19 protein-coding genes and 2 pseudogenes are annotated in these 20082 nt (G+C 42.4%); 13 read left to right on the forward strand and 8 right to left on the reverse strand.

Features of this window, described 5'->3' with window-relative positions; genetic code table 11:
* Window positions 1–163 precede the first annotated feature (163 nt).
* The 4 genes from IQ224_RS01055 to IQ224_RS01070 all read left to right on the forward strand — a co-directional run bounded on the left by IQ224_RS01055 (window position 164) and on the right by IQ224_RS01070 (window position 3830).
* The gene (locus tag IQ224_RS01055; RefSeq protein WP_194032391.1) at window positions 164–1078 is read left to right on the forward strand and encodes an alpha/beta fold hydrolase; all 915 of its coding nucleotides are present in this window, start codon (window positions 164–166) and stop codon (window positions 1076–1078) included.
* A gap of 34 nt (window positions 1079–1112) precedes the next feature.
* Window positions 1113–2333, forward strand: a complete 1221-nt coding sequence (gene ispG / locus IQ224_RS01060; protein ID WP_002741354.1) for a (E)-4-hydroxy-3-methylbut-2-enyl-diphosphate synthase — start codon at window positions 1113–1115, stop codon at window positions 2331–2333.
* 91 nt (window positions 2334–2424) lie between these two features.
* On the forward strand, window positions 2425–3471 hold the full coding sequence (hisC, locus tag IQ224_RS01065; protein WP_194032392.1) for a histidinol-phosphate transaminase: 1047 nt from the start codon (window positions 2425–2427) through the stop codon (window positions 3469–3471).
* Between the two features lie 101 nt (window positions 3472–3572).
* Window positions 3573–3830: a hypothetical protein gene (locus IQ224_RS01070; protein ID WP_002741356.1), complete on the forward strand. Its 258-nt coding sequence runs from the start codon at window positions 3573–3575 to the stop codon at window positions 3828–3830.
* Window positions 3831–3881: 51 nt separating this feature from the next.
* Here IQ224_RS01070 and truB read toward each other — a convergent pair whose 3' ends face one another.
* The 3 genes from truB to IQ224_RS01085 form a co-directional block, all read right to left on the reverse strand.
* The gene (gene truB / locus IQ224_RS01075) at window positions 3882–4763 is read right to left on the reverse strand and encodes a tRNA pseudouridine(55) synthase TruB (protein WP_194032393.1); all 882 of its coding nucleotides are present in this window, start codon (window positions 4761–4763) and stop codon (window positions 3882–3884) included.
* Window positions 4764–4858: 95 nt separating this feature from the next.
* Window positions 4859–5905, reverse strand: coding sequence for a tRNA (adenosine(37)-N6)-threonylcarbamoyltransferase complex transferase subunit TsaD (gene tsaD, locus IQ224_RS01080; RefSeq protein WP_002741358.1), 1047 nt, complete (start codon window positions 5903–5905; stop codon window positions 4859–4861).
* A gap of 127 nt (window positions 5906–6032) precedes the next feature.
* On the reverse strand, window positions 6033–7604 hold the full coding sequence (locus tag IQ224_RS01085) for a hydantoinase B/oxoprolinase family protein (RefSeq protein ID WP_194032394.1): 1572 nt from the start codon (window positions 7602–7604) through the stop codon (window positions 6033–6035).
* A 315-nt stretch (window positions 7605–7919) separates the two neighbouring features.
* On the opposite strand from IQ224_RS01085, the gene IQ224_RS01090 reads away from it, so the two are divergent.
* Entirely contained in the window at window positions 7920–8102 is a 183-nt protein-coding gene (locus IQ224_RS01090; RefSeq protein ID WP_002734024.1) for a hypothetical protein, read from the forward strand.
* Here the strand turns inward: IQ224_RS01090 and IQ224_RS01095 are convergent.
* Window positions 8103–8390: pseudogene (locus tag IQ224_RS01095) on the reverse strand (response regulator); the annotation flags it as partial. It abuts the gene before it with no gap.
* Window positions 8391–8753: 363 nt separating this feature from the next.
* On the opposite strand from IQ224_RS01095, the gene IQ224_RS01100 reads away from it, so the two are divergent.
* The 3 genes from IQ224_RS01100 to IQ224_RS01110 all read left to right on the forward strand — a co-directional run bounded on the left by IQ224_RS01100 (window position 8754) and on the right by IQ224_RS01110 (window position 11084).
* A complete protein-coding gene (locus IQ224_RS01100) occupies window positions 8754–9611 on the forward strand; it encodes a hypothetical protein (protein WP_002741365.1) in 858 nt (285 codons plus the stop codon).
* A gap of 532 nt (window positions 9612–10143) precedes the next feature.
* Window positions 10144–10725: a DUF1997 domain-containing protein gene (locus IQ224_RS01105; RefSeq protein WP_194032395.1), complete on the forward strand. Its 582-nt coding sequence runs from the start codon at window positions 10144–10146 to the stop codon at window positions 10723–10725.
* Window positions 10726–10733: 8 nt separating this feature from the next.
* Window positions 10734–11084 carry a Rieske (2Fe-2S) protein gene (locus IQ224_RS01110; protein WP_002741379.1) on the forward strand — a complete coding sequence of 117 codons (351 nt, stop codon included), beginning with the start codon at window positions 10734–10736 and terminating at the stop codon, window positions 11082–11084.
* 398 nt (window positions 11085–11482) lie between these two features.
* Here the strand turns inward: IQ224_RS01110 and IQ224_RS01115 are convergent, their stop codons facing one another.
* From IQ224_RS01115 to IQ224_RS01125, 3 genes and pseudogenes are all read right to left on the reverse strand, one after another.
* Window positions 11483–12295 carry a DUF362 domain-containing protein gene (locus IQ224_RS01115; RefSeq protein ID WP_036399646.1) on the reverse strand — a complete coding sequence of 271 codons (813 nt, stop codon included), beginning with the start codon at window positions 12293–12295 and terminating at the stop codon, window positions 11483–11485.
* 15 nt (window positions 12296–12310) lie between these two features.
* Window positions 12311–13297: a tRNA dihydrouridine(20/20a) synthase DusA gene (dusA, locus tag IQ224_RS01120; protein ID WP_036399649.1), complete on the reverse strand. Its 987-nt coding sequence runs from the start codon at window positions 13295–13297 to the stop codon at window positions 12311–12313.
* A 143-nt stretch (window positions 13298–13440) separates the two neighbouring features.
* Window positions 13441–13664 (reverse strand): annotated as a pseudogene (locus IQ224_RS01125) (IS1 family transposase); the annotation flags it as partial.
* Window positions 13665–13725: 61 nt separating this feature from the next.
* Here IQ224_RS01125 and IQ224_RS01130 point away from each other — a divergent pair.
* From IQ224_RS01130 to lysS, 5 genes are all read left to right on the forward strand, one after another.
* The gene (locus IQ224_RS01130; RefSeq protein WP_002732278.1) at window positions 13726–13980 is read left to right on the forward strand and encodes a hypothetical protein; all 255 of its coding nucleotides are present in this window, start codon (window positions 13726–13728) and stop codon (window positions 13978–13980) included.
* Window positions 13973–14275 (forward strand): DUF3181 family protein, encoded by a 303-nt coding sequence (locus tag IQ224_RS01135; protein WP_002741391.1) that lies wholly within the window; start codon window positions 13973–13975, stop codon window positions 14273–14275. The genes IQ224_RS01130 and IQ224_RS01135 overlap by 8 nt, the downstream gene beginning before the upstream one ends.
* A gap of 223 nt (window positions 14276–14498) precedes the next feature.
* Window positions 14499–15584 (forward strand): alanine dehydrogenase, encoded by a 1086-nt coding sequence (ald, locus tag IQ224_RS01140; protein WP_002741393.1) that lies wholly within the window; start codon window positions 14499–14501, stop codon window positions 15582–15584.
* Window positions 15585–15963: 379 nt separating this feature from the next.
* Window positions 15964–16599 carry an HNH endonuclease gene (locus tag IQ224_RS01145; protein WP_002741394.1) on the forward strand — a complete coding sequence of 212 codons (636 nt, stop codon included), beginning with the start codon at window positions 15964–15966 and terminating at the stop codon, window positions 16597–16599.
* A gap of 833 nt (window positions 16600–17432) precedes the next feature.
* A complete protein-coding gene (gene lysS / locus IQ224_RS01150; RefSeq protein WP_002741399.1) occupies window positions 17433–19037 on the forward strand; it encodes a lysine--tRNA ligase in 1605 nt (534 codons plus the stop codon).
* Between the two features lie 245 nt (window positions 19038–19282).
* On the opposite strand, the gene IQ224_RS01155 is transcribed toward lysS, so the two are convergent.
* The gene (locus IQ224_RS01155) at window positions 19283–19939 is read right to left on the reverse strand and encodes a class I SAM-dependent methyltransferase (RefSeq protein WP_002741401.1); all 657 of its coding nucleotides are present in this window, start codon (window positions 19937–19939) and stop codon (window positions 19283–19285) included.
* Between the last annotated feature and the right edge of the window lie 143 nt (window positions 19940–20082).

Raw genomic sequence — 20082 nt, forward strand, 5'->3', positions numbered from 1 at the left:
TTTAATCCCCCTCTTCTTAGCATAGGCTAGATCAACCCTAGGTTTAAATATATTTGGAAAAAGTAGTACAAAAATTTTATTCAGCCGCGGGTTAGGGACGGGGAAACCAGTATGATAAAACTAGAGTAATATTTCCTGAAAACCTCTTAATTGTTTGACTTAAGTGACAACTTCACCAGCTTGGACAGAACGCATCGGTTATCAACGGGATTGGGTGTGGCGCGGTTGGCAAATTCGTTATAGTTTTATGCCGGCAAAAAACCCCCAAGATGCCGATAAACCCCCTTTAATTTTACTGCATGGATTTGGAGCGGCGATCGAACATTGGCGCCATAATATTCCTATTCTCAGCCAAAATCATCGAGTTTACGCGGTAGATTTATTAGGTTTCGGTGGTTCGCGTAAAGTGCAGGTTCCCTATACCGTTAATCTCTGGGTGGAACAGATACACGATTTCTGGCAAACTTTTATAAATAGACCGGTGGTATTAGTGGGAAATTCGATCGGTTCTTTAGTTAGTATGGCCCTAGCGAGTAAATACCCAGAAATGGTAGCCGGATTAGTTATGCTCAGTTTACCCGATGTCAGCCGTCGGCGGGAAATGATTGCCGATTGGTTATTAAATATCGTCACTCCCATCGAAAACTTTTTCACTTGTCCTTGGCTATTAAAACCGATATTTTACTATCTGCGTCGTCCGCAAGTCTTGAAAAAATGGACAAAAATCGCCTACGAAGACAAGAAAGCAGTCAGCGACGAATTAGTACAAATTATCGCCGCCCCAACCCTAGATGAGGGGGCAGCGGAGGCCTTTATTTCCCTAGCACAAGCTGTCAATCATCCCGAATATTGTCCACCAGCAAAGTTAATTTTACCACGCTTAGAAATCCCGATTTTATTGTGTTGGGGCAAACAAGATCGCATGGTTCCCGTCCAGTTAGCTCCGGGTTTTGTCTCCCTTAATCCTAGGATTAAATATGTAGAATTTGACCGGGCCGGTCATTGTTTACAGGATGAATGTCCTGACCGTTTTAACCCAATTTTATTAGAGTGGCTAGAATCTGTTCCTGTTCTTTGAGAGAATAGGGAGAGTGATTGTTGGTGATAGTCCTATGCAAACCTTGGAATCGACGTTCAACCCCCCTGCAACTGCCTCCGAATTCGACACCACGATTCACCGACGCAAAACCCGTCCCGTCCGGGTAGGTAGCGTTATCATCGGTGGTGGTCATCCCGTGGTCGTGCAGTCGATGATTAACGAGGATACCCTTGATATAGATGGTTCCGTGGCCGGTATCCGTCGCCTCCATGAAGTCGGTTGTGAAATTGTCCGCGTCACCGTGCCGAGTCTGGTTCACGCCACCGCTTTAGCTAAAATTAGGGAAAAACTGCTGACCACCTATCAACCCGTGCCGTTAGTAGCCGATGTACATCACAACGGCATGAAAATCGCCCTAGAAGTGGCCAAGCACGTCGATAAAGTGCGGATTAACCCCGGTTTGTACGTTTTCGAGAAACCGAAAGCCGACCGCAGCGAGTACAGTCAAGCAGAATTTGATGAAATTGGCGAAAAAATAGCCGAAACCCTGAAACCTTTAGTAGTTTCCCTGCGAGATCAAGGTAAAGCGATGCGAATCGGCGTTAACCATGGTTCTCTGGCCGAAAGAATGCTCTTTACCTACGGTGACACCCCCGAAGGAATGGTACAGTCGGCTTTAGAATTTATCCGCATCTGCGAATCCCTCGATTTTCGCAATCTGGTCATTTCCCTGAAAGCTTCCAGGGTGCCGGTGATGGTAGCCACCTATCGTCTCATGGTTAAGCGCATGGACGAGTTAGGTATGGATTATCCCCTACATTTGGGGGTTACTGAAGCAGGAGATGGGGAATACGGACGAATTAAATCCACTGCCGGGATTGCCACTCTCTTAGCGGACGGTATTGGTGATACGATTCGCGTTTCTCTGACGGAAGCTCCCGAAAAGGAAATTCCCGTCTGTTACAGCATTCTCCAGGCCCTGGGACTGCGGAAAACCATGGTCGAATACGTCGCCTGTCCTTCCTGTGGTCGCACTCTTTTTAATTTAGAAGATGTTCTGCAGCAAGTGCGGGCAGCGACTCAACACCTCACCGGACTCGATATCGCGGTTATGGGTTGTATTGTCAATGGACCGGGAGAAATGGCCGACGCAGACTATGGTTATGTGGGGAAACAGGCCGGTTATATTGCCCTTTATCGCGGTCGCGAGGAAATTAAACGGGTCCCCGAAAGCGAAGGAGTCAGCGAGTTGATTAATTTAATTAAAGCCGATGGCCGTTGGGTAGAACCCTAATTAGTTTTGCCAGTAGGGGTTGACATCTATTCAACCCCTGATAATCAGCTATAATAAAAAGCTTGCTAGAAATTGCCGCCCTAGAGAGTTCATGCTACCTACACGCGATTGTGTTCGTCAAACCCCCGCTTACACTCCGGGAGAACAGCCCCAAACTGCGGGATTTACCAAACTTAACACCAATGAGAACCCCTATCCCCCACCGGCGGAAATTTTTGCCCACCTGCAAGAGCAGTTAGAGAAAGTCCGACTCTATCCCGATCCTATCTCCAAAGAGTTACGGCAAACGGCGGCGGAATTATACGGCATAGCAGCCGATCAGATAATCGCAGGTAATGGCTCTGATGATATCCTTAATATCGCCCTGCGTACCTTTGTTAACCCCGGCGAAAGCGTTGCTTTTTTGGATTTAACCTATTCCCTTTACGAGACAATTGCCCGGGTACACGGGGCCAATATTATCGAATTTCCCACTAATGATCAATTTGAATTAGCCGGACCGATTATTTGTCCGGAAGCGAAATTAATTTTTCTCGCTTCTCCTAATCCTCCCCTCGGTAAACATCTTGAGCGCGACTATTTAGAAGCAACCTGTGCTAATGCGTCGGGAGTGGTATTAATTGATGAAGCTTATGTGGATTTTAGTGATGACAATCATCTCGATTTTCTCTCCCGTTACGATAATGTCATCATTAGTCGTACCATGTCGAAAAGTTATAGTTTAGCGGGGTTAAGAGTCGGTTTCGGTTTTGCTTCGAGGGCAATTATCGAACAGATGGATAAGGTGCGTGATTCCTATAATTTAGATCGCATCGCTCAAACTTTAGCCACAGCAGCCTTAAAACACCATAATTATTTTGAGCAAGTTTGGCAAAAAGTCCGTCAAACCCGCAGCCGTTTAATTACTTCTTTGCGCGAGTTGGGATTTATTGTCTTTGACTCGGAAGCTAATTTTATCCTCGCTTCTCCCCCCCACATTAGTGCCAGTGAGTTATATAATCAACTGAAAGAGCGTCAGATATTAGTGCGATACTTTAAACATCCTCGCATTCAGAATTATGTGCGGGTTTCCATCGGCACTGATGGGGAAATTGATCGCCTTTTATCTGCTATTCAAGAGATTATGGGAACAAATTAATATCTATTTCCGTCAAGGTTTTATTAGCATTTTAAACCCTAATAACTTCTCGAAAAAAAGGCTAGATTGATCGGAACAAAGCAGCGACAAACAAGGGTCTAATGGCCTGTCGTTTCTCCCGATTACTAGCCTTGGCTATCAAGATTATTAGTCCCACAAAAGGATTAAATACTAGCGCACAAATTCTTGAACTTATGCAATTTTATCCCCAAGGAATCACAGTTCAAGAATTGAGCCAACGCTTAAATCGTCCCGTTTCTATGCTCAATCTCTGTCTAAAATCTTTGGTCGCTTCTAAAAAAATCGTGGCAAAAAAAAATCATAATCAGTGGGTTTATACTGTTGATCAAAAAGCTTAGTTTGTCCAGATAAGCATACTTAAGATATAGAAAAAGTGTTTATTATTAACCCTATTGCTGAATAACTATTTTAGGCTGTAGATAGTATTCATCTTCTGCGACAACTATCTCACCAATGCCGAGAAATTGAGCCTCTAAAGACTCCACAGCAACCAAAGAACCGATTATAACATTTGTATCGGTGAGATTAATTTTTCTGCCGTGAAACCAATCGATAACTCTCTCTGATGTCAAAGAAATCCAGTCTAGATGTGCCAAGGCAATGCGAGGCGAAATTAAACCCTCGGAATTAGCCATTAAAGCTTCGAGATTAATACTATCAGCTAATTGAAAACCACAGCTTTCCGTGCGAGTTAAACCGGCTAAAGTGCCACCCACAGCTAACACCTTGCCCAAATCTCTGGCCAAAGAACGAATATAAGTCCCCGATCCACAGTGAATATCTAGCTCTATTTGCGGAAATTCCCCCTCTAACCAGCCTAAAACCGTAATTTGGTCAATTTTGACCTGACGAGGCTCCACTGCGATTATTTCCCCTTTGCGGGCCAATTCGTAGAGACGGCGACCATCCTTGTGAATAGCACTATACATCGGCGGAATCTGGGCAATATTGCCGATAAATTCCGCTAAATGGGGCTTAACTGCCTCTAAAGTTAAATCGGCACAGGGACAAGTGGCGATCGCGTTTCCCGTAATATCATCGGTATCGGTGCTGAGTCCTAACTGGATTTTTGCCCGATAAGCCTTATTTTCGGGTAAATAGGGCAGTAATCGGGTGGCATATCCGACGGCGATCGGTAAAACTCCCGTGGCCATAGGATCTAAAGTTCCGCCATGGCCGACTCGTTTTGTCTTAAGAATTTTTCGGACTTTGGCCACACAATCATGAGAAGTCCAATCGGGGGGTTTATTGAGATTTAAAAAGCCAAACATTATAAATTATCAATTATGAATTATGAAGTGGGGTGGGGAGATGGGGAGAATAGAGAAAAGCAATCTCCTCAATTCTGAATACTGACGGCTGATAGCTAAAAATCTGACGTATTATATAATTGCATAACTTCGCTTAAAGGTAAACGGGAACGAACACCGATAGAAAGGTCAGAAAAATGACCAAGATCATAATGATCAACAGCAGCGCGAGCAATCATAGCGGCGTTATCTGTACAGAGTTTAAGCGGCGGAAAATAGACGGTTAAATCATGATTTTTGGCGGCAGTTTCCAGATGATTTCTTAAGGCACTATTAGCAGCTACTCCTCCCCCGATCGCGATAGTTTTTAAGCCATAATCTAAGGCACAATTGATTGTCCGACGGGTTAAACTTCTGGCTACCGTATCTTGAAAACTAGCGGCTATGTCAGCTACGGGTAAATTATCTGGCTCGAATTTCTCTACTAAGCGCAAAACGGCAGTTTTTAAACCGCTAAAACTGGAATCGTAGGCATGAAAACCGCCGGTTGGTAAAGATATTTTACCTTCCGGTAAGGGAAAAGCTTGGGGATTACCATCTTTAGCCATGCGATCAATTATCGGACCACCGGGATAACTTAAGTTTAATAATCGTGCCACTTTATCAAAAGCTTCTCCGGCTGCATCATCTCTAGTGGTTCCTAATTGTTGATATTTACCGCAGGCCTGCACATGGATTAAACTGGTATGACCCCCAGAGACTAAAAGAGATAAAAAAGGGGGTTTAAGATCAGATTCAGCGAGATAGGAAGCATAGATATGACCTTCGAGATGATGAATGCCGATAAAGGGTTTATCGTGGACAATAGCGAGGGTTTTGGCTGCCGTCATTCCCACCATTAAAGCACCTACTAAACCGGGAGCAACTGTGGCGGCTATTCCATCAATTTCTGACCAAGTTAAACCCGTTTCTTGCCAAGCTTTTTCTAGACAAAAATTAATGGTTTCTAGGTGTTGTCGGGAGGCCATTTCTGGCACAACACCGCCATAGAGACGATGAAGATCAATTTGAGAAAAAACCACACTACTCAACACTAGGTTATTGTTAACAATAGCCACAGCCGTTTCATCGCAACTGGTTTCGATCGCTAAGATAATTGTCATAAATTAATCAGTAAATCGTCAGACACCCCCCTTATTAAGGGGGGATTAAGGGGGGATCCATCTTTAATTTAATTATAACCACTTACTTAATTTTGCTTAGGTACTTAATTAAAATTAAAGTTATCGTTCAGCGATTTCCATAGCCACCACCGCCGGGGGTTTCAATGATAAAAATATCACCAGGGTTCATTTCTACAGTAGCAGTGCCAGGCAATTCTTCGATAGTTCCATCGTTTCTTTCCACGGCATTACGTCCTATTTTACCAGCTTTTCCTCCCGCTAGTCCAAAGGGGGGAATCTGGCGATTACCCGATAAAATATTAGCAGTCATGGACTCTTGAAATTTAATTCTTCTAATCACACCATCACCTCCAGAATATTGTCCCTTACCGCCACTATCGGGGCGAATGCTAAAACTTTCTACTAACACAGGATAGCGCATTTCTAATACTTCCGGATCGGTGAGACGGGAATTAGTCATCTGGGTTTGTACGGCAGCAGTTCCCGCAAAATTTGCTCCCGCACCAGAACCGCCACAAATAGTCTCATAATATTGATATTCTTGATTGCCAAAAGTGAAATTATTCATCGTCCCTTGACTGGCTGCTTGAATGCCTAAAGCGCCGTATAAAGTATTAACTATTGCTTGAGAAGTTTCTACATTTCCTGCTACTACCGCCGCTGGATAAACGGGATTAAGAAAACAGCCAGATGGGATAATTAAATGGAGGGGTTTGAAACAGCCAGCATTTAAAGGAATTGCCTCCTCCACAAGGGTACGAAAAACGTATAAAACCGCCGCTCTTGTCACTGCTAGGGGTGCATTAAAGTTATTATTTAACTGGTCAGATGTGCCAGTAAAATCAATGGTTGCTTGACAATTATCAATATCTATGCTAATTCTGACCTTGATGACAGCACCGTTATCTAGATAATAGGTAAATTCGCCATCTTTCAAGACAGATATAGCTTTTCTCACCGCCAATTCGGCATTATCTTGAACAAAGTGTTGATAGGCTTTAACCATAGCTAATCCGTAGCGATCAACCATATTATGTAATTCTCTTTCCCCCTTGGCATTAGCGGCTATTTGTGCTTGAAAATCGGCAATATTTTGGGCGATATTGCGTGCTGGAAAAGGACTATTAGTTAAGTGATTAATTAATTCTTGCTCCCGAAACTGTCCCGCCGCTACCAACAAAAAATTATCGAATAAAATTCCTTCTTCGCTAATATGGACAGAATGGGGAGGCATAGAACCGGGGGTAATGCCACCGATATCAGCTTGATGTCCCCGGGAGGCAAGATAAAATAATATTTCCTGATTTTGGCGGTCAAAAATAGGACTAATTACTGTGACATCCGGCAGGTGAGTACCGCCATTATAAGGATTATTAGCCAGATAAACATTCCCCGGACGAATCGTCTCCCCCTTATCCTGAATTAAGCTTTTAACACTATCGGCCATAGAGCCTAAATGGACGGGAATATGAGGAGCATTAGCGATTAAATTTCCCACCTCATCAAAGATAGCACAGGAGAAGTCTAGGCGTTCTTTAATATTGACACTTGCTGCCGTATTTTGGAGAGTAATCCCCATCTGTTCGGCAATAAATTGATAGAGATTTTTAAAGATTTCTAGATAAATAGGATCGGCAACGGTAGTTATTTCTGTGCGGTGAGAATTGAGAGGGGACATAGGAAAATCAGTTATCAGTGATCAGTTATCAGGTGCATCTCATTTAAAGAGGGCGAATGCAATTCGCCCCTACAATAATATATATTATTGCGCCAATGGTAGGGGCGCACTGCGTGCGCCCAAAATGTCATCTAGATATTGATCCAAAATTGAGATGCAGCCTCAGTTATCAGTTAGCTGTCTCTTGTCTTTTTTTATCCTCCTGTCTCAGGGTTTTCTGTCTCCTCACCCAAGAGAAGATTTTTGATTTTTGCAGGAGAGCCACTGATAGGGGCTGACTGAGATATAATCGCAGTCAGTACCAGAGGGTAAATTATGGATAAAACCAGCTTGATCGATAAAGTGAAACAAATGGCTAATAAACGCGATTATTTACTGCAATTGCGCGATAAACCCGACATTGGCGGTCTGAGATTAGATGTTAATCAAGCTCTTGAGGAGTTGGATGAATTACTCGATGAGTTTCAAGCAACTTTTCCTGAAGAAAAACTTAGTTAACTATCCGACTCGACGGAATTGATCTTTGTCCGATTGTGCTAATTTTCCCAAGTCATCGATCGCTTTGATCAGAGCTTGGGAAGATATATCTTTAGAGCAGTATAGGTCAAAAGCTGTACTTTGATTATTTTTTTCCATTGGAAGCTTTGGCAAGGAACTATAGGCGATAATGCGAATATAAGGGTCGAATTGTTTGATTTTAATAGCGGCGCTGTGTCCATCTAAGACAGGCATCCCTATATCTAAAATAATTACATCTGATTGATAAATTTTCGCCAAGTCGATCGCCTAAAAAACAACTATCTCCCGATAGCGATCGCTAAAGGTCGAATAATTGTAAATTTTTGTCAAGGGGGAGGTCAGACAGAGGAATCATCGCTAGAATGAGCCTAAATTGTCAGGAATTTAGTTAAACAAGGTTTTTGGCAATATGCTAATATTGTATTCATCACTATAACTATATAACCATGAAAATTGAGTCTAGCACCATATTGGAAGATTTTTATAAAGTCATTGATCCGTCTTTAGATAAGGAGACTTATTTCTTGTCCCCCTGTCAGGTATGCCAGATACATAGAGTTTATTTTTGCTATAATGATCTGGCAACTCTGACAAATTAAAAGTCTAAAAAAAGATTAGGACAGTAAAAATATGAAAGACACAGATGTTCAAGAATTTGCACTAGCCTATGCTAAAGGTTTGGTTAGTGCAATTCCAGTGATAGGAGGGTTAACCGTAGAACTACTAAATTTTGCAATTCCTAATCAACGACAAGAGCGAATTGAGACTTTGCTAAATATTCTTGCCTCTAGAGTCTTTAATATATCCGAGCAAGAATTAAAACAAAAATTTCAATCAACAGACTTTATCGATATTTTTGAAGATGTATTATTGCAGTCCGTCCGAGCGACCAGTCAAGAAAGGCTTGAATATTTAGCTTCGGTTTTAGAAAAGGGATTAAAAGAGGAAGATTTTGATCGTATCCAGTCTAAAAGACTTTTAGAAATTTTAGAAAAAATTAATGATACAGAAGTTCTCCTTCTTCAATATCATGCTTTAAGTCAATATGAAGCAGAAAAACTTCGAGATTTTATGAATATACACGGGCGTATTTTTGATAATGATGATTTACAAAAAAAAGCGATGTTTGACCATTATTTAGATAATCTAATTACTTTAGGACTTATTGGTCCGTGTGATTGTGAGCCAAAATTCTCAAGTAATAGGCAATATATAGCAACAGATGATCCAATTTGCGCGACTCAATTAGGTTATATGCTATTACAGTTAATAGATTTAAAATTTGATGCTGATATTGTAGGTACACCGATTAATGCTTTAGATGTTTCTAGAGGATTGCTATCAACAACGCAGCAACTCACAAATCAAATTGAATATACTAAAAATAATGCAGTTCGAGAATTTGAAAAAGATATCAAACAGGGATTGAATACATTTAGCAATGAACTAGAGAGAGAAATTAAACGAAAACTTAGAGGACTTTCTTAAAAAAATTAGCTTTTATGACAGCGCGAACTCGCGCATAGATCGCCGCCACTGGTGTGTCTTTCGCCTTCGGTGACGTATCTCCCCTAGCGATCGCCGATCTTGTAGGGTGCGTTCCCTAATGCAAGTCCTACTGCTCCAGCGATCGATTTTGGGGAACGCACCATGCCCATTGATTGAAGCTGTGGGTTAAAGTGCGATGCCGCTCTTGTGGGCCTAGTTGGGGCAGCAATTCTCATTTTGAAACGATTTTGCGTTGTTTCAGCGATCTAGAGATTCGTTAAGAATTATTAACCCCTCTAGGTGCAAGGGTTTTAATGTCATGAAACCTTAAAATGAGAATTGCTGCCCGCTCCCCCCCACTCTTGACCTAAAACCCCCCACTGATCACTGATCACTGAAAAAAGCCCAACTTTGGGCAAAAATCTGGTTTGTGTCCCCTCTTAGCGGTAAAATTTGTACATCTGGATCGTCGAAAAGCATAAGTTTTGTAAAGTAAAATTAAGAAGGGAGACAAATTTAAGATAGCCAACGTATGGAAGTAACTTTTACCGCTGCCGAATCCCTAGAAATTGTTGTTGCTGAACAAACCATCCCGATTCAGCATTATCTGCGTCAACCGCAAAGATTAGTACAGGCTATCGTTGAGACTAGCTTAACAGAACACTTGTCTGAGAATAGGTTTCGCCTAAAAATGCGTCCCCTAAACTTTTTGAATTTGTACTATTTTCAGCCCACGGTTATTCTTAATGTCTGGGCTACCTCTGGGGGGACGATATTTTTGCAATCAGAAGACTGTCAGATCAAAGGTATTGATTATATCAACGATCGCTTTAGCCTCAATGTTAAAGGCAAACTCGCTCCTGTGGAAAAAAATAATCAAACCTATCTAGCGGGAAAAGCCAATCTTGAGGTGAAAGTCGCCCTACCACCACCATTATGGTTAACCCCGCGTCCGTTGTTAGAAATCACCGGCAATAGTCTCCTAAAAGGGGTTTTATTGCGGATTAAACAGCGTTTAATGAGTCAATTATTGCAAGATTACCAACAATGGGCTAAACAGGATATTATTGCCCAAAATTACCCCGAAACCATTCTTGATCTCTCCCTTAGTTAAATAAAAATATGAGTTGGACAAAAGTATTATCTGTAGATTCCCTTGCCCCCGGCGCCCGTCAAGTGGTAAAAGTGGGGGAAAATTCCATTCTCTTGATTAACAATAACGGTCAATTGCACGCCGTCGGTAATCGTTGTCCCCATTTAAAATTATCGATGACGAAGGGCAAAATTACCGAGGACGGCGCGATCGTTTGTCCCTGGCATCGTAGTTCGTTTGATCTCTGTAGCGGTGCTGTCAAAGATTGGATTACCTGGCCCCCTGTGGTTAACAAAGCGATGGCGGCAGTTTCTCAACCCCAAGCTTTACCCGTTTATCCCCTTCGCATCGAAGACGGCAGTATCTGGATAGACGCATAACCGCTCACCGAGGGGGGTTTTGGGCAACCTAAAGAGCAGTTGCTTTAACCGACAATGGGTTAATCTTTGAGAATGCCAAACGCACCTCGCTCGCTTCCGTAAAAACCCAGTTAGGGACTTGCGTGGGAATAATATCCCAATCGATCGGAGGGCGCAAGCTTTGCGCCCCTACAGTAACGGATTTTGTCCACAATGTAGGGGCGAACTGCGTTCGCCCAAAAGGTACATTATCAAAGCGCAAGTCCCTTATGGATTGTTTCCCCCCCCGCTCCGGTGATCCCCACTCTCCTGTATATTTTTTAAACAGGATTGCGCGAGGTCATTCTTTTATTCTGACTTCCCCTCCCGACGACTGGCTCCTAACTCCTAACTCCACCAACAAACTTTTTCAGCAGACCCTAATTAGTTCCGTTTAAAAGTTGAGAACGAAGCAAATCGATCGCATCTAAATAACTTGGCATCGGTTCATCACCTAACAGACAAGCACTGCGATCCACGCTAATCATATCATAACCCCAAAACACCTGACCCAGGGGAATAGATTTTCCTCGATCGGGTCGCCAATTGCTACTAAAATATTTGAGATTAGCGTCCACCACTGCCCCATCAAAAAGATGACCGATACAAAAATAAACATCCTGTAAAATTAGCGGTACGGAGGGGCGATGTAATTGCCCTCGCGAGTTGGGACTACGCGCTTTATAATGACTACGGGGAAAGAGTCCATAGAGATTTTTTAAAGAAGCAGAAATTAGGGGTTCATCCTTTAAATGGGTGCGTTTTAGGGTTCCAATCGTGATCCGACAATCCACTTCTTCGATAATTTTAGGGGCAAACATTGAGGGAAAACGGACAGGAAAAGGGGAAAGATTCGGATATTCTTGCTGGGGTAAACTATCAGCATCAAGAATATTTATTCCAGAATCGAGAATAGATTTTACTCCCAAAATATCGATAATTTCTCTCAAAGAAATAGCAGAACAAACTCCCTCTAATAAGATAATTTCTGCCCCTGGATTTACCCCTCTCAATCCCCGCAAAACTTGACTTAATACCGGCAGACTAACCGTTACTGGTGGAGGCACAGGATAACCTAAATTAGGTTTAATTAAAATACGTTTAGCTGTGACAGCTGCCGGGGGAGGTTGATAAACAAAATCCGCCATAGCTGAATTTTTTACCCCGGCAGTAAGTGAGGACTGGGTAATCATAGAAAAGAAAATAAATCAATGGGAATTAGCCAGATCATTTAGGGAATTTACCTGCTGTAAAGCTTGCCAGATTACCCCAGAATCGGCCCCAGGAAAATGGCTATTTTCACTAATATAACGCTTCCAGGCCTTAGTTCCAGGCTGACCAGCAAAAAGCTGTAAAAGATGTTTGCTGATCTGGTGTAATTTATAACCTTTACTCACCCACTCATCGATGTAGGGAAGCATTTTTTTGATTATTTCTTCCCGGGTAGGAGGAGTAACCGATTCCCCATAAAAATCTCGATCGACTGTGGCAAATAAATAGGGATTATCGTAGGCTGCCCGACCGATCATAACTGCATCTACTAATTGTAAATGTTGTCTAGCCTGTTCTAAATTAATGATACCGCCATTAATTTCAATAAACAAATGGGGAAACTGATTTTTTAGGCGATAAACATCATCGTAACGCAGGGGGGGGACGGTGCGATTTTCCTTGGGACTTAATCCCTGTAACCAAGCTTTCCGCGCATGGATGGTAAAACGTTGACAACCCGCATCTGCGACAATACGGACAAAATTCGCCATATTTTCGTAACTATCCTGATCATCAATGCCAATTCTCTGTTTTACAGTCACGGGAATCGATACAGCTTGATTCATTGCCGATATTCCCCTCGCGACTAATTCCGGGTTAGCCATCAAACAAGCGCCGAAATTGCCCTCTTTTACCCGAGAACTAGGACAACCCACATTGAGATTTACCTCGTCATAACCCATATATTCGGCTATTTTAGCGCATTCTGCCAAAAGATAGGGATTATCACCCCCTAACTGCAAAGCTAGAGGTTTTTCTGCTAGGGAGAACCCCAGCAACTTATAGCGATCGCCGTGTTTAATCGCCATCGTCGTGATCATTTCTGTGTAGAGAAGGGGACGACGGCTAATTTGTCGCAAAAAATAGCGAAAATGGCGATCGGTATAATCCATCATCGGCGCCACACTTAAAATACTGCCCATCTTTCCCTTGATTTTTTCGCTGATCGGGACATTCTCTGGGTTTCCCCAGAGAATAACCAGTCTTCCTGCCAAGATATTTTAAAGCTTTTTGGTAAGTTGACTATCTCATATTACTGGTTAAGTAGTAGTGCAAAATAAATTTCCTAGTGGCTGGTGATTCGGTAGTAGTGATGGCGGTTTAATCCTTTGCTTTGCTGTGCATTGTAGTCATGGATAAAATACCAAAGGGTTCCTCAAAGTGATTCTCCATTTTTTTAGAGAAAGATAAACTCTCTCTCACCAGCCGAGAAATCCTTTGTCGAAAGGTATTATTTAATCTTTCAATGGGATTAGTTTGACCAGTTTCTTTCCCGACCAGTCGATGACGTTATCTATTGGCTAAAAAACCGGTACACTGATAAATGATAATTGACAACTGATCACTGCTTATGCCTCCTCGTTGGCCCCGTCAACCCGATCGCAAAAACGATCCCGCTTTCCGACGTTTAGATGATCGCATGAATTTCGCCGTTCATGTGGCGGCTTTTTTAGCGATTAATTCAGGGTTGTGGTTTTTTCATATCATTAAATTTTCTGATTGGACTTGGTTGAATCTGTTCACGGGAATTTGGGCTATTCTATTGGTGGGACATTTGATTTATATAGCGGCGATCGCTAACTACTCGGTAACACCCCATGGTTAACACAACTCAGGACATCGAAAATCTGGCGGCCCAAATCGGCGACAATATCTACATTGACGTGGCTAAATGGCATCTCTATCTCCGGGAAGCACATTTACACAGCGTCGTTGCCGAAAAAGTCTTCCCTTTGCTCGAAAACGACAGTTTAAGCGAGAATGCAGTCATGTCTATCCTGCGGGAGATAAAAGTCACCCTCGGAGGTGGTCATCTGCAAGTTTCCCTAGCGGATTTATTACCCAGCAAATGTCAGATAGATTTAATCGATTTGCTCGAAGAATACCAAAAAAGTCGCTAAAATTCCCAAATAGTATGCCTGATAACTCGCAACTATAGGGTTGGCTGAATAAATCTAAAAACATTGTTCGATAAGTACTGGCCCTTGGAGTGATCCGGGGGGAAATTCCGGGACTTTTCCCCTGAAAATGGCTAAAACCCTAGACCCTACACCCCACACCCTACCCCCACCGAAAAACTTTTTCAGCATACCCTAGTTAGAAATAGTCCCCCAGAAGCAAACCATGGAAATAGGTGTTCCCAAAGAGATTAAAGATCAAGAGTTTCGCGTCGGTTTAAGTCCCAGTAGTGTGCGTGTACTCAATGATCGCGGTCATAGGGTATTCGTGGAAACGGTCGCCGGATTAGGTGCTGGATTCAGCGATGAGGATTACCAAAAAGCTGGGGCCAAAATTGTGGAAAAAGCGGCCGAAGTTTGGGATAAACCGCTAATTATCAAGGTAAAAGAGCCGCTTAAGGCAGAATACGGCTTTTTAAACAAGGAAGCTCTCCTATTCACCTATTTACACCTAGCAGCCGAGCGCTATTTAACGGAAACATTAATCGAGTCGGGAACAACTGCGATCGCTTATGAAACGGTCGAGCTTGCTGATGGTCGCTTGCCTCTCTTAACTCCCATGAGTGTTATTGCCGGTCGTCTTTCGGTACAATTTGGGGCCCGCTATCTGGAAAAACAACAGGGGGGTAGGGGAGTTTTACTGGGGGGTTTCCCCGGGGTGAGTCCCGGACAAGTGGTTATCCTTGGCGGTGGTGTGGTGGGTACGGAAGCGGCCAGAATTGCCATCGGTATGGGGGCAAAAGTAACTATTTTAGATATTAACGTCGAGCGCTTGGCCTATTTAGAAACTTTATTCGGTTCCAGGGTAGAATTGCTTTATAGTAGCCCAGCACAATTAGAAAATGTGGTTCCTAGGGCCGATTTATTGATTGGGGCAGTGCTAGTCTTAGGAAAACGAGCGCCGACGCTGGTTTCTCGCTCTTTAGTCGCCAAAATGAACCCTGGTTCTGTAATTGTCGATGTGGCAGTGGACCAAGGGGGCTGCGTGGAAACTCTGCGGGCCACTTCCCACAGTCAACCGACTTACCTGGAGTCGGGAGTAGTACATTATGGGGTGCCTAATATGCCTGGAGCAGTACCCTGGACGGCAACCCAAGCTTTAAATAATAGTACCCTACCCTACGTTATTAAATTAGCCGACCATGGGGTAAAAGCCTTGGATCAAGATGTTTCCCTCGCTAAGGGGTTAAATGTCGCCAATCATCGGTTAATTCATCCAGCAGTGCGCGAAGTTTTTCCCGATTTGATTTGAGCAGTAATTTCAGGGCTGATCGTGGTATTTTCTAGAGGTTATGACTAAGAATTTATGGACAAGGGATGAGCTGCTGATCGCTCTCAATTTATACTATAAATTTCCCTATGGACAATTCCACACCAATAATCCTGTTGGATCTTCGTTACTTGTTATGGTTCGATAGGGGGGCATAAATCGACTAAATCCTTATCTGGCAAGGGATTTAATTGATTAGTTTGCTTTAGATAGAAAATAATTGACAAAAATCGCTAAATGCCTTTCTATATAGGGGTTCCATCCCTTATAACCCCCGTCCATTGCATAACACAAACCGAAGAGCCATCCTGTTATTATCGAAGTCGCTGAAAAGTTACAGCGAACACCATCGGCCCTGGTGATGAAATTATGTAATTTTGGTTCTCTCGATCCCAGGCATCAATTGCGAGGAGTACAGGGGTTAAAAGGTATCAGTAAAGCTGATCGGCAAATCTGGCAGGAGTTCGAGGATAACTGGACAGAATTAGCCCTAGAAAGTGAGGAAAAATTACAGGTTCTTTTAGGAGTTATCAACGAACAGCAAGAGGATTTTACTAGACTTGATTTTTTAGAAAATATCAAAACAGAAACCGAGGCAATCAGAAAAGTTAGAATCGGACAAAACTTTTTTAGAAAGACAATTTTAGCTCTATATAACTATCGTTGCTGTATTACAGGAAATCCCATTCCTCTCTTACTAACAGCTAGTCATATATTACCCTGGAGTCAATTTCCCGAACAGCGTTTAAACCCTCATAATGGCCTGTGCCTAGCTCGTACTCATGATACTGCTTTCGATCGAGGTTTAATTAGTTTCGATGAGGATTTAAGATTAATTATTGGCCATGAGATCGAAAAAAAGGCTCGGGATCAAGGTAGCGAGACGTTAGAACTAAATTTTATCAACTATCGCGGTAAAACTTTAAATGTTCCCGATCGCTTCTCACCGGATTTGGATTTTTTAAACTATCATCGCTATCATATATTTCAGGGCTAAAAATAGGATAAGATAAGTTAAATTCTCAATTGCACTACTTTGTTTATAATTGAGTTTGTCTAAAACACTTTTGCAATTTCAGCTTGTGTATAAAGTTTTATCTAAGGATTCAACATTTCTGACCTATGCGGTTATCTATATTTTTCTCAAAAATAAGGAGATCAAGAATATTGATCAACATATTTATATAACTAATAAAAAATCTGCTATTCGAGGATTTGAAAATATATCTGGACTTCCCCCATACATAAATACTAAAAAATCAACAAAACCCTTACTGCAGGTCGCTTCTCAGAAAAAATTGAAAAGAGGCTACTGAGTACATTTTTCGCTTAAAAATGGCTGTACCGTTGACTATATCTGGAGTAGAGCGATTCCGTAGAGTTGGCTGTATAGTGATCGCTAACCTGATGGTAACAGATAGTGTCATTAATCTCTAGAGTAAGCGATTCCCTCTGTAGCCATGTTTTTGCTGGTTTTCTGCCCTGAAACAAGGTATAACGGTCCAAAGGTCAAATTTGAAAGTTTTTGCCTCAAACCCTATCCGCGTAAAGACTTCAGGATTTTGTGTCCAGTAGTCCATTAGTATTGTGTTGATTTAACTCAGGCTCTGTAAGACTTTTAGCCATAGTTAGTATGTTTATACGGGGGAAGTCGAGGAATATTAAAGATATCTTGTCTTGAGGTTAAATGGCACAAAGAAGACGATCCCCTGAACCCACGCTAAAGATTTACACCTCATCTCGACCTACTCCAGATAACTCACTATGTCAAGTGTTAGATATTCCTTTAGAATGTAAAATGTAAAGACTGTAGATAGATAAGGTTAATTCATGTTTTGGGCCGACAAAATTGCTGCGGATGCACAAGGAAACCAAGTTGTCAACGATTCAAAAACCCCATCTGGAAGAGTTCATGTTGGATCGTTGAGAGGGGTTGTGATCCATGATGTGATTGATCGAGCCTTGAAACATGGTGGTAAATCATCGAAATTCCTCTATGGTGTTGATGATTATGATGCACTTGATACTGTTCCCCATTATCTCGATCGAGAGAAGTTTGCACCTTACTTAGGGTTTCCCCTTTGCAATGTCCCTTCACCGGACAATAGTGCCAGCGATTATGCAAAGTACTTCATGGGGGAGTTTCTAGAGGTTTTCGAGCATTTGGGGGTTAGACCAGAGGTTTACTATTTGCGTGATCTATACCGCTCAGGTCGATTAAATTCCTACATTGATACCTTCCTTAAAAACGCTCATTTGGTCAGAGAAGCCTATCTAGAGGTGAGCAAAGCGCGTCGGCCAGATAACTGGTATCCCTTTCAGATCGCTTGTGAGAATTGCGGCAAGATTGCAACAACGGTGGTGTCAGATTATAACGGGTCAGAAGTTTTCTACACTTGCAAACCTGATGCAACGGATTGGGTTCAAGGTTGTGGTCATTCAGGCTGGGTTTCTCCTTTTAATGGCAATGGTAAATTACCTTGGAAAGTTGAGTGGGTGGCAAAGTGGGATCTATTGGGAATCACCATTGAGCTTGCGGGTAAAGATCACTCCCAGAAAGGAGGATCTAGAGATGTTGCGAATGCAATTTGTCGAAAAGTGCTACGAAAACAGCCACCTTTCCATTCACCCTACGAATTCATTTTGGTCAATGGCACGAAGATGAGTTCATCAAAGGGGGTTGGTTCAAGCGCCAAAGAAATCGCTGAGTTACTTCCTCCTGAGCTACTTCGATTTTTAATGCTACGAACTCAGCCTAAGACGGTTATTAACTTTGCGCCCAATTATGAAACGACAACCAGGCTATTTAGAGACTACGATTCTCTAGCTGATAAGTATCAAGCTTTATCAGCAGATGCCCAGCAAGAATCTGCTTTGCCTGAAGAGTTAATGCCATTGTTTTACTCTCAACTTGATGGAGCAATTAAGCCTTACCATCCTGTTGATCTCAGCACGCTGATTTCTTTACTGCAAGTGCCTCACCTCGATATTCGTCAAGAGATTGAAAAACGTAGTACTCAGCCTTTAAGCGAATATGATTGGCAAATTGCCAATCAAAGGATTTCAGTTGCCCAAAAATGGTTGGCGGACTATGCTGACGAAGAAGAGAAATTGGTTCTTTATCTTGACAGGGTTCCTGAGAAAGTTAGGGACTTGACTCAGGAGCAGGTTGCTTATCTCAGACAGCTAACTCATAGCTTGACAGATGTTAAGGTTTGGGAAGCTGACGAATTGCAAACAACTTTATTTGCAACAGCAAAAGAGTTAGAAATGCAGCAACCCCTTGCATTTAAAGCTGTTTATTTATCGTTCTTAGGTAAAGAGCGTGGGCCAAAAGCTGGAGCTTTGCTGTCATATTTAGAGCGTGATTTTGTGATTGATAGAATAAAAAATGTAGTAGGTTTTCTTGAAAAAATGCCAACGATTTCGAGGTAATTATTGATGTTTAACAGTTTTAGAGAGTACTTACACCAGTTTGCATTATCAGTTGATATTGTAGATCGAGATATTCTTGTAAGTATTCGTTAAATTCTCTGGCAATACTTACACAAATCTCTTAGTTTACAGTTTGCGGAGGAATTACATCCAACACAAGTGAACAATAAACCAGGACAGATCAAATAGGCTATTCCAACGAATTACAGATATTATCGGAATAGCCCTCTGATTGTTAACGGTGATTATAATCCTAGAGAAGATTCTTTTTTCCCTATCACTGCATAGAAGGGATCAGCGACCATAATTCCTAGCATTTGCAGGAAACTGGGGGTAGTAGCAGGACGAACGATCGCCTGTACTTCCCTAAATCCCGCCACCGATTTAAAATAGGATTTCACTAACGCTACCCGGCCTAAATCGCTATTATCGCGCCAAGCAGCGATCGCTTTTTGATAAAACATTCGATTGGAAAAACTGACCACCACCAGACCATTAGGCTTTAAAATGCGATACAGTTCCGCAAAAATCGCCTCTGGATACTGCAAATACTGCACCGACACCGTGATTAACACCGCATCAAAAGAACTATCCCCTAGGGGCAATTTTGGCTGTGCATTGAGATCTTGGACAAAATAACTATGCAAGCGGGGATTTTTGGCTAACTCCTCCCTATTCATCCCGTGACCTTCGATATGCTCGAATTCCATCTCCTCCGGTAAATGGGACACCCAGCTGCTCATCAGGTCTAAAATGCGCGTATTCGGCGATAATATCTCTCGGTAGAGAGCGGTTAATCGATCGATAAAACCCTCATCCACGTGGGTGACAAAGCGGGGAAAAGCATAAAAATCGCTGTCTTTGGTCGGATCGAGTTTAGTTCTTTCTTCGGGTCGAAGCATTTTTGTCAAGTTAATTTATTAGGGGTCGAGAAGGTCGTCACCGACCTCCCCTCCCATTCAGAACCGTGCGTGAGACTTTCACCTCACACGGCTCCTAGTTTGACTGTTCCCTTGTTAAGGATACAGCTTGACTTCTTTTGGTT

Source organism: Microcystis sp. LEGE 00066, from assembly GCF_015207925.1.
Classification (GTDB): Bacteria; Cyanobacteriota; Cyanobacteriia; order Cyanobacteriales; family Microcystaceae; genus Microcystis; species Microcystis ichthyoblabe_A.

Excerpts from the sequence above, each read along its gene's own strand:
- ispG (WP_002741354.1), top strand. The coding sequence starts at position 1,113 with ATGCAAACCTTGGAATCGACGTTCAACCCCCCTGCAACTGCCTCCGAA.
- hisC (WP_194032392.1), top strand. The coding sequence starts at position 2,425 with ATGCTACCTACACGCGATTGTGTTCGTCAAACCCCCGCTTACACTCCG.
- IQ224_RS01070 (WP_002741356.1), top strand. The coding sequence starts at position 3,573 with ATGGCCTGTCGTTTCTCCCGATTACTAGCCTTGGCTATCAAGATTATT.
- truB (WP_194032393.1), bottom strand. The coding sequence starts at position 4,763 with ATGTTTGGCTTTTTAAATCTCAATAAACCCCCCGATTGGACTTCTCAT.
- tsaD (WP_002741358.1), bottom strand. The coding sequence starts at position 5,905 with ATGACAATTATCTTAGCGATCGAAACCAGTTGCGATGAAACGGCTGTG.
- IQ224_RS01085 (WP_194032394.1), bottom strand. The coding sequence starts at position 7,604 with ATGTCCCCTCTCAATTCTCACCGCACAGAAATAACTACCGTTGCCGAT.
- IQ224_RS01090 (WP_002734024.1), top strand. The coding sequence starts at position 7,920 with ATGGATAAAACCAGCTTGATCGATAAAGTGAAACAAATGGCTAATAAA.
- IQ224_RS01100 (WP_002741365.1), top strand. The coding sequence starts at position 8,754 with ATGAAAGACACAGATGTTCAAGAATTTGCACTAGCCTATGCTAAAGGT.
- IQ224_RS01105 (WP_194032395.1), top strand. The coding sequence starts at position 10,144 with ATGGAAGTAACTTTTACCGCTGCCGAATCCCTAGAAATTGTTGTTGCT.
- IQ224_RS01110 (WP_002741379.1), top strand. The coding sequence starts at position 10,734 with ATGAGTTGGACAAAAGTATTATCTGTAGATTCCCTTGCCCCCGGCGCC.
- IQ224_RS01115 (WP_036399646.1), bottom strand. The coding sequence starts at position 12,295 with ATGATTACCCAGTCCTCACTTACTGCCGGGGTAAAAAATTCAGCTATG.
- dusA (WP_036399649.1), bottom strand. The coding sequence starts at position 13,297 with ATGGGCAGTATTTTAAGTGTGGCGCCGATGATGGATTATACCGATCGC.
- IQ224_RS01130 (WP_002732278.1), top strand. The coding sequence starts at position 13,726 with ATGCCTCCTCGTTGGCCCCGTCAACCCGATCGCAAAAACGATCCCGCT.
- IQ224_RS01135 (WP_002741391.1), top strand. The coding sequence starts at position 13,973 with ATGGTTAACACAACTCAGGACATCGAAAATCTGGCGGCCCAAATCGGC.
- ald (WP_002741393.1), top strand. The coding sequence starts at position 14,499 with ATGGAAATAGGTGTTCCCAAAGAGATTAAAGATCAAGAGTTTCGCGTC.
- IQ224_RS01145 (WP_002741394.1), top strand. The coding sequence starts at position 15,964 with ATGAAATTATGTAATTTTGGTTCTCTCGATCCCAGGCATCAATTGCGA.
- lysS (WP_002741399.1), top strand. The coding sequence starts at position 17,433 with ATGTTTTGGGCCGACAAAATTGCTGCGGATGCACAAGGAAACCAAGTT.
- IQ224_RS01155 (WP_002741401.1), bottom strand. The coding sequence starts at position 19,939 with ATGCTTCGACCCGAAGAAAGAACTAAACTCGATCCGACCAAAGACAGC.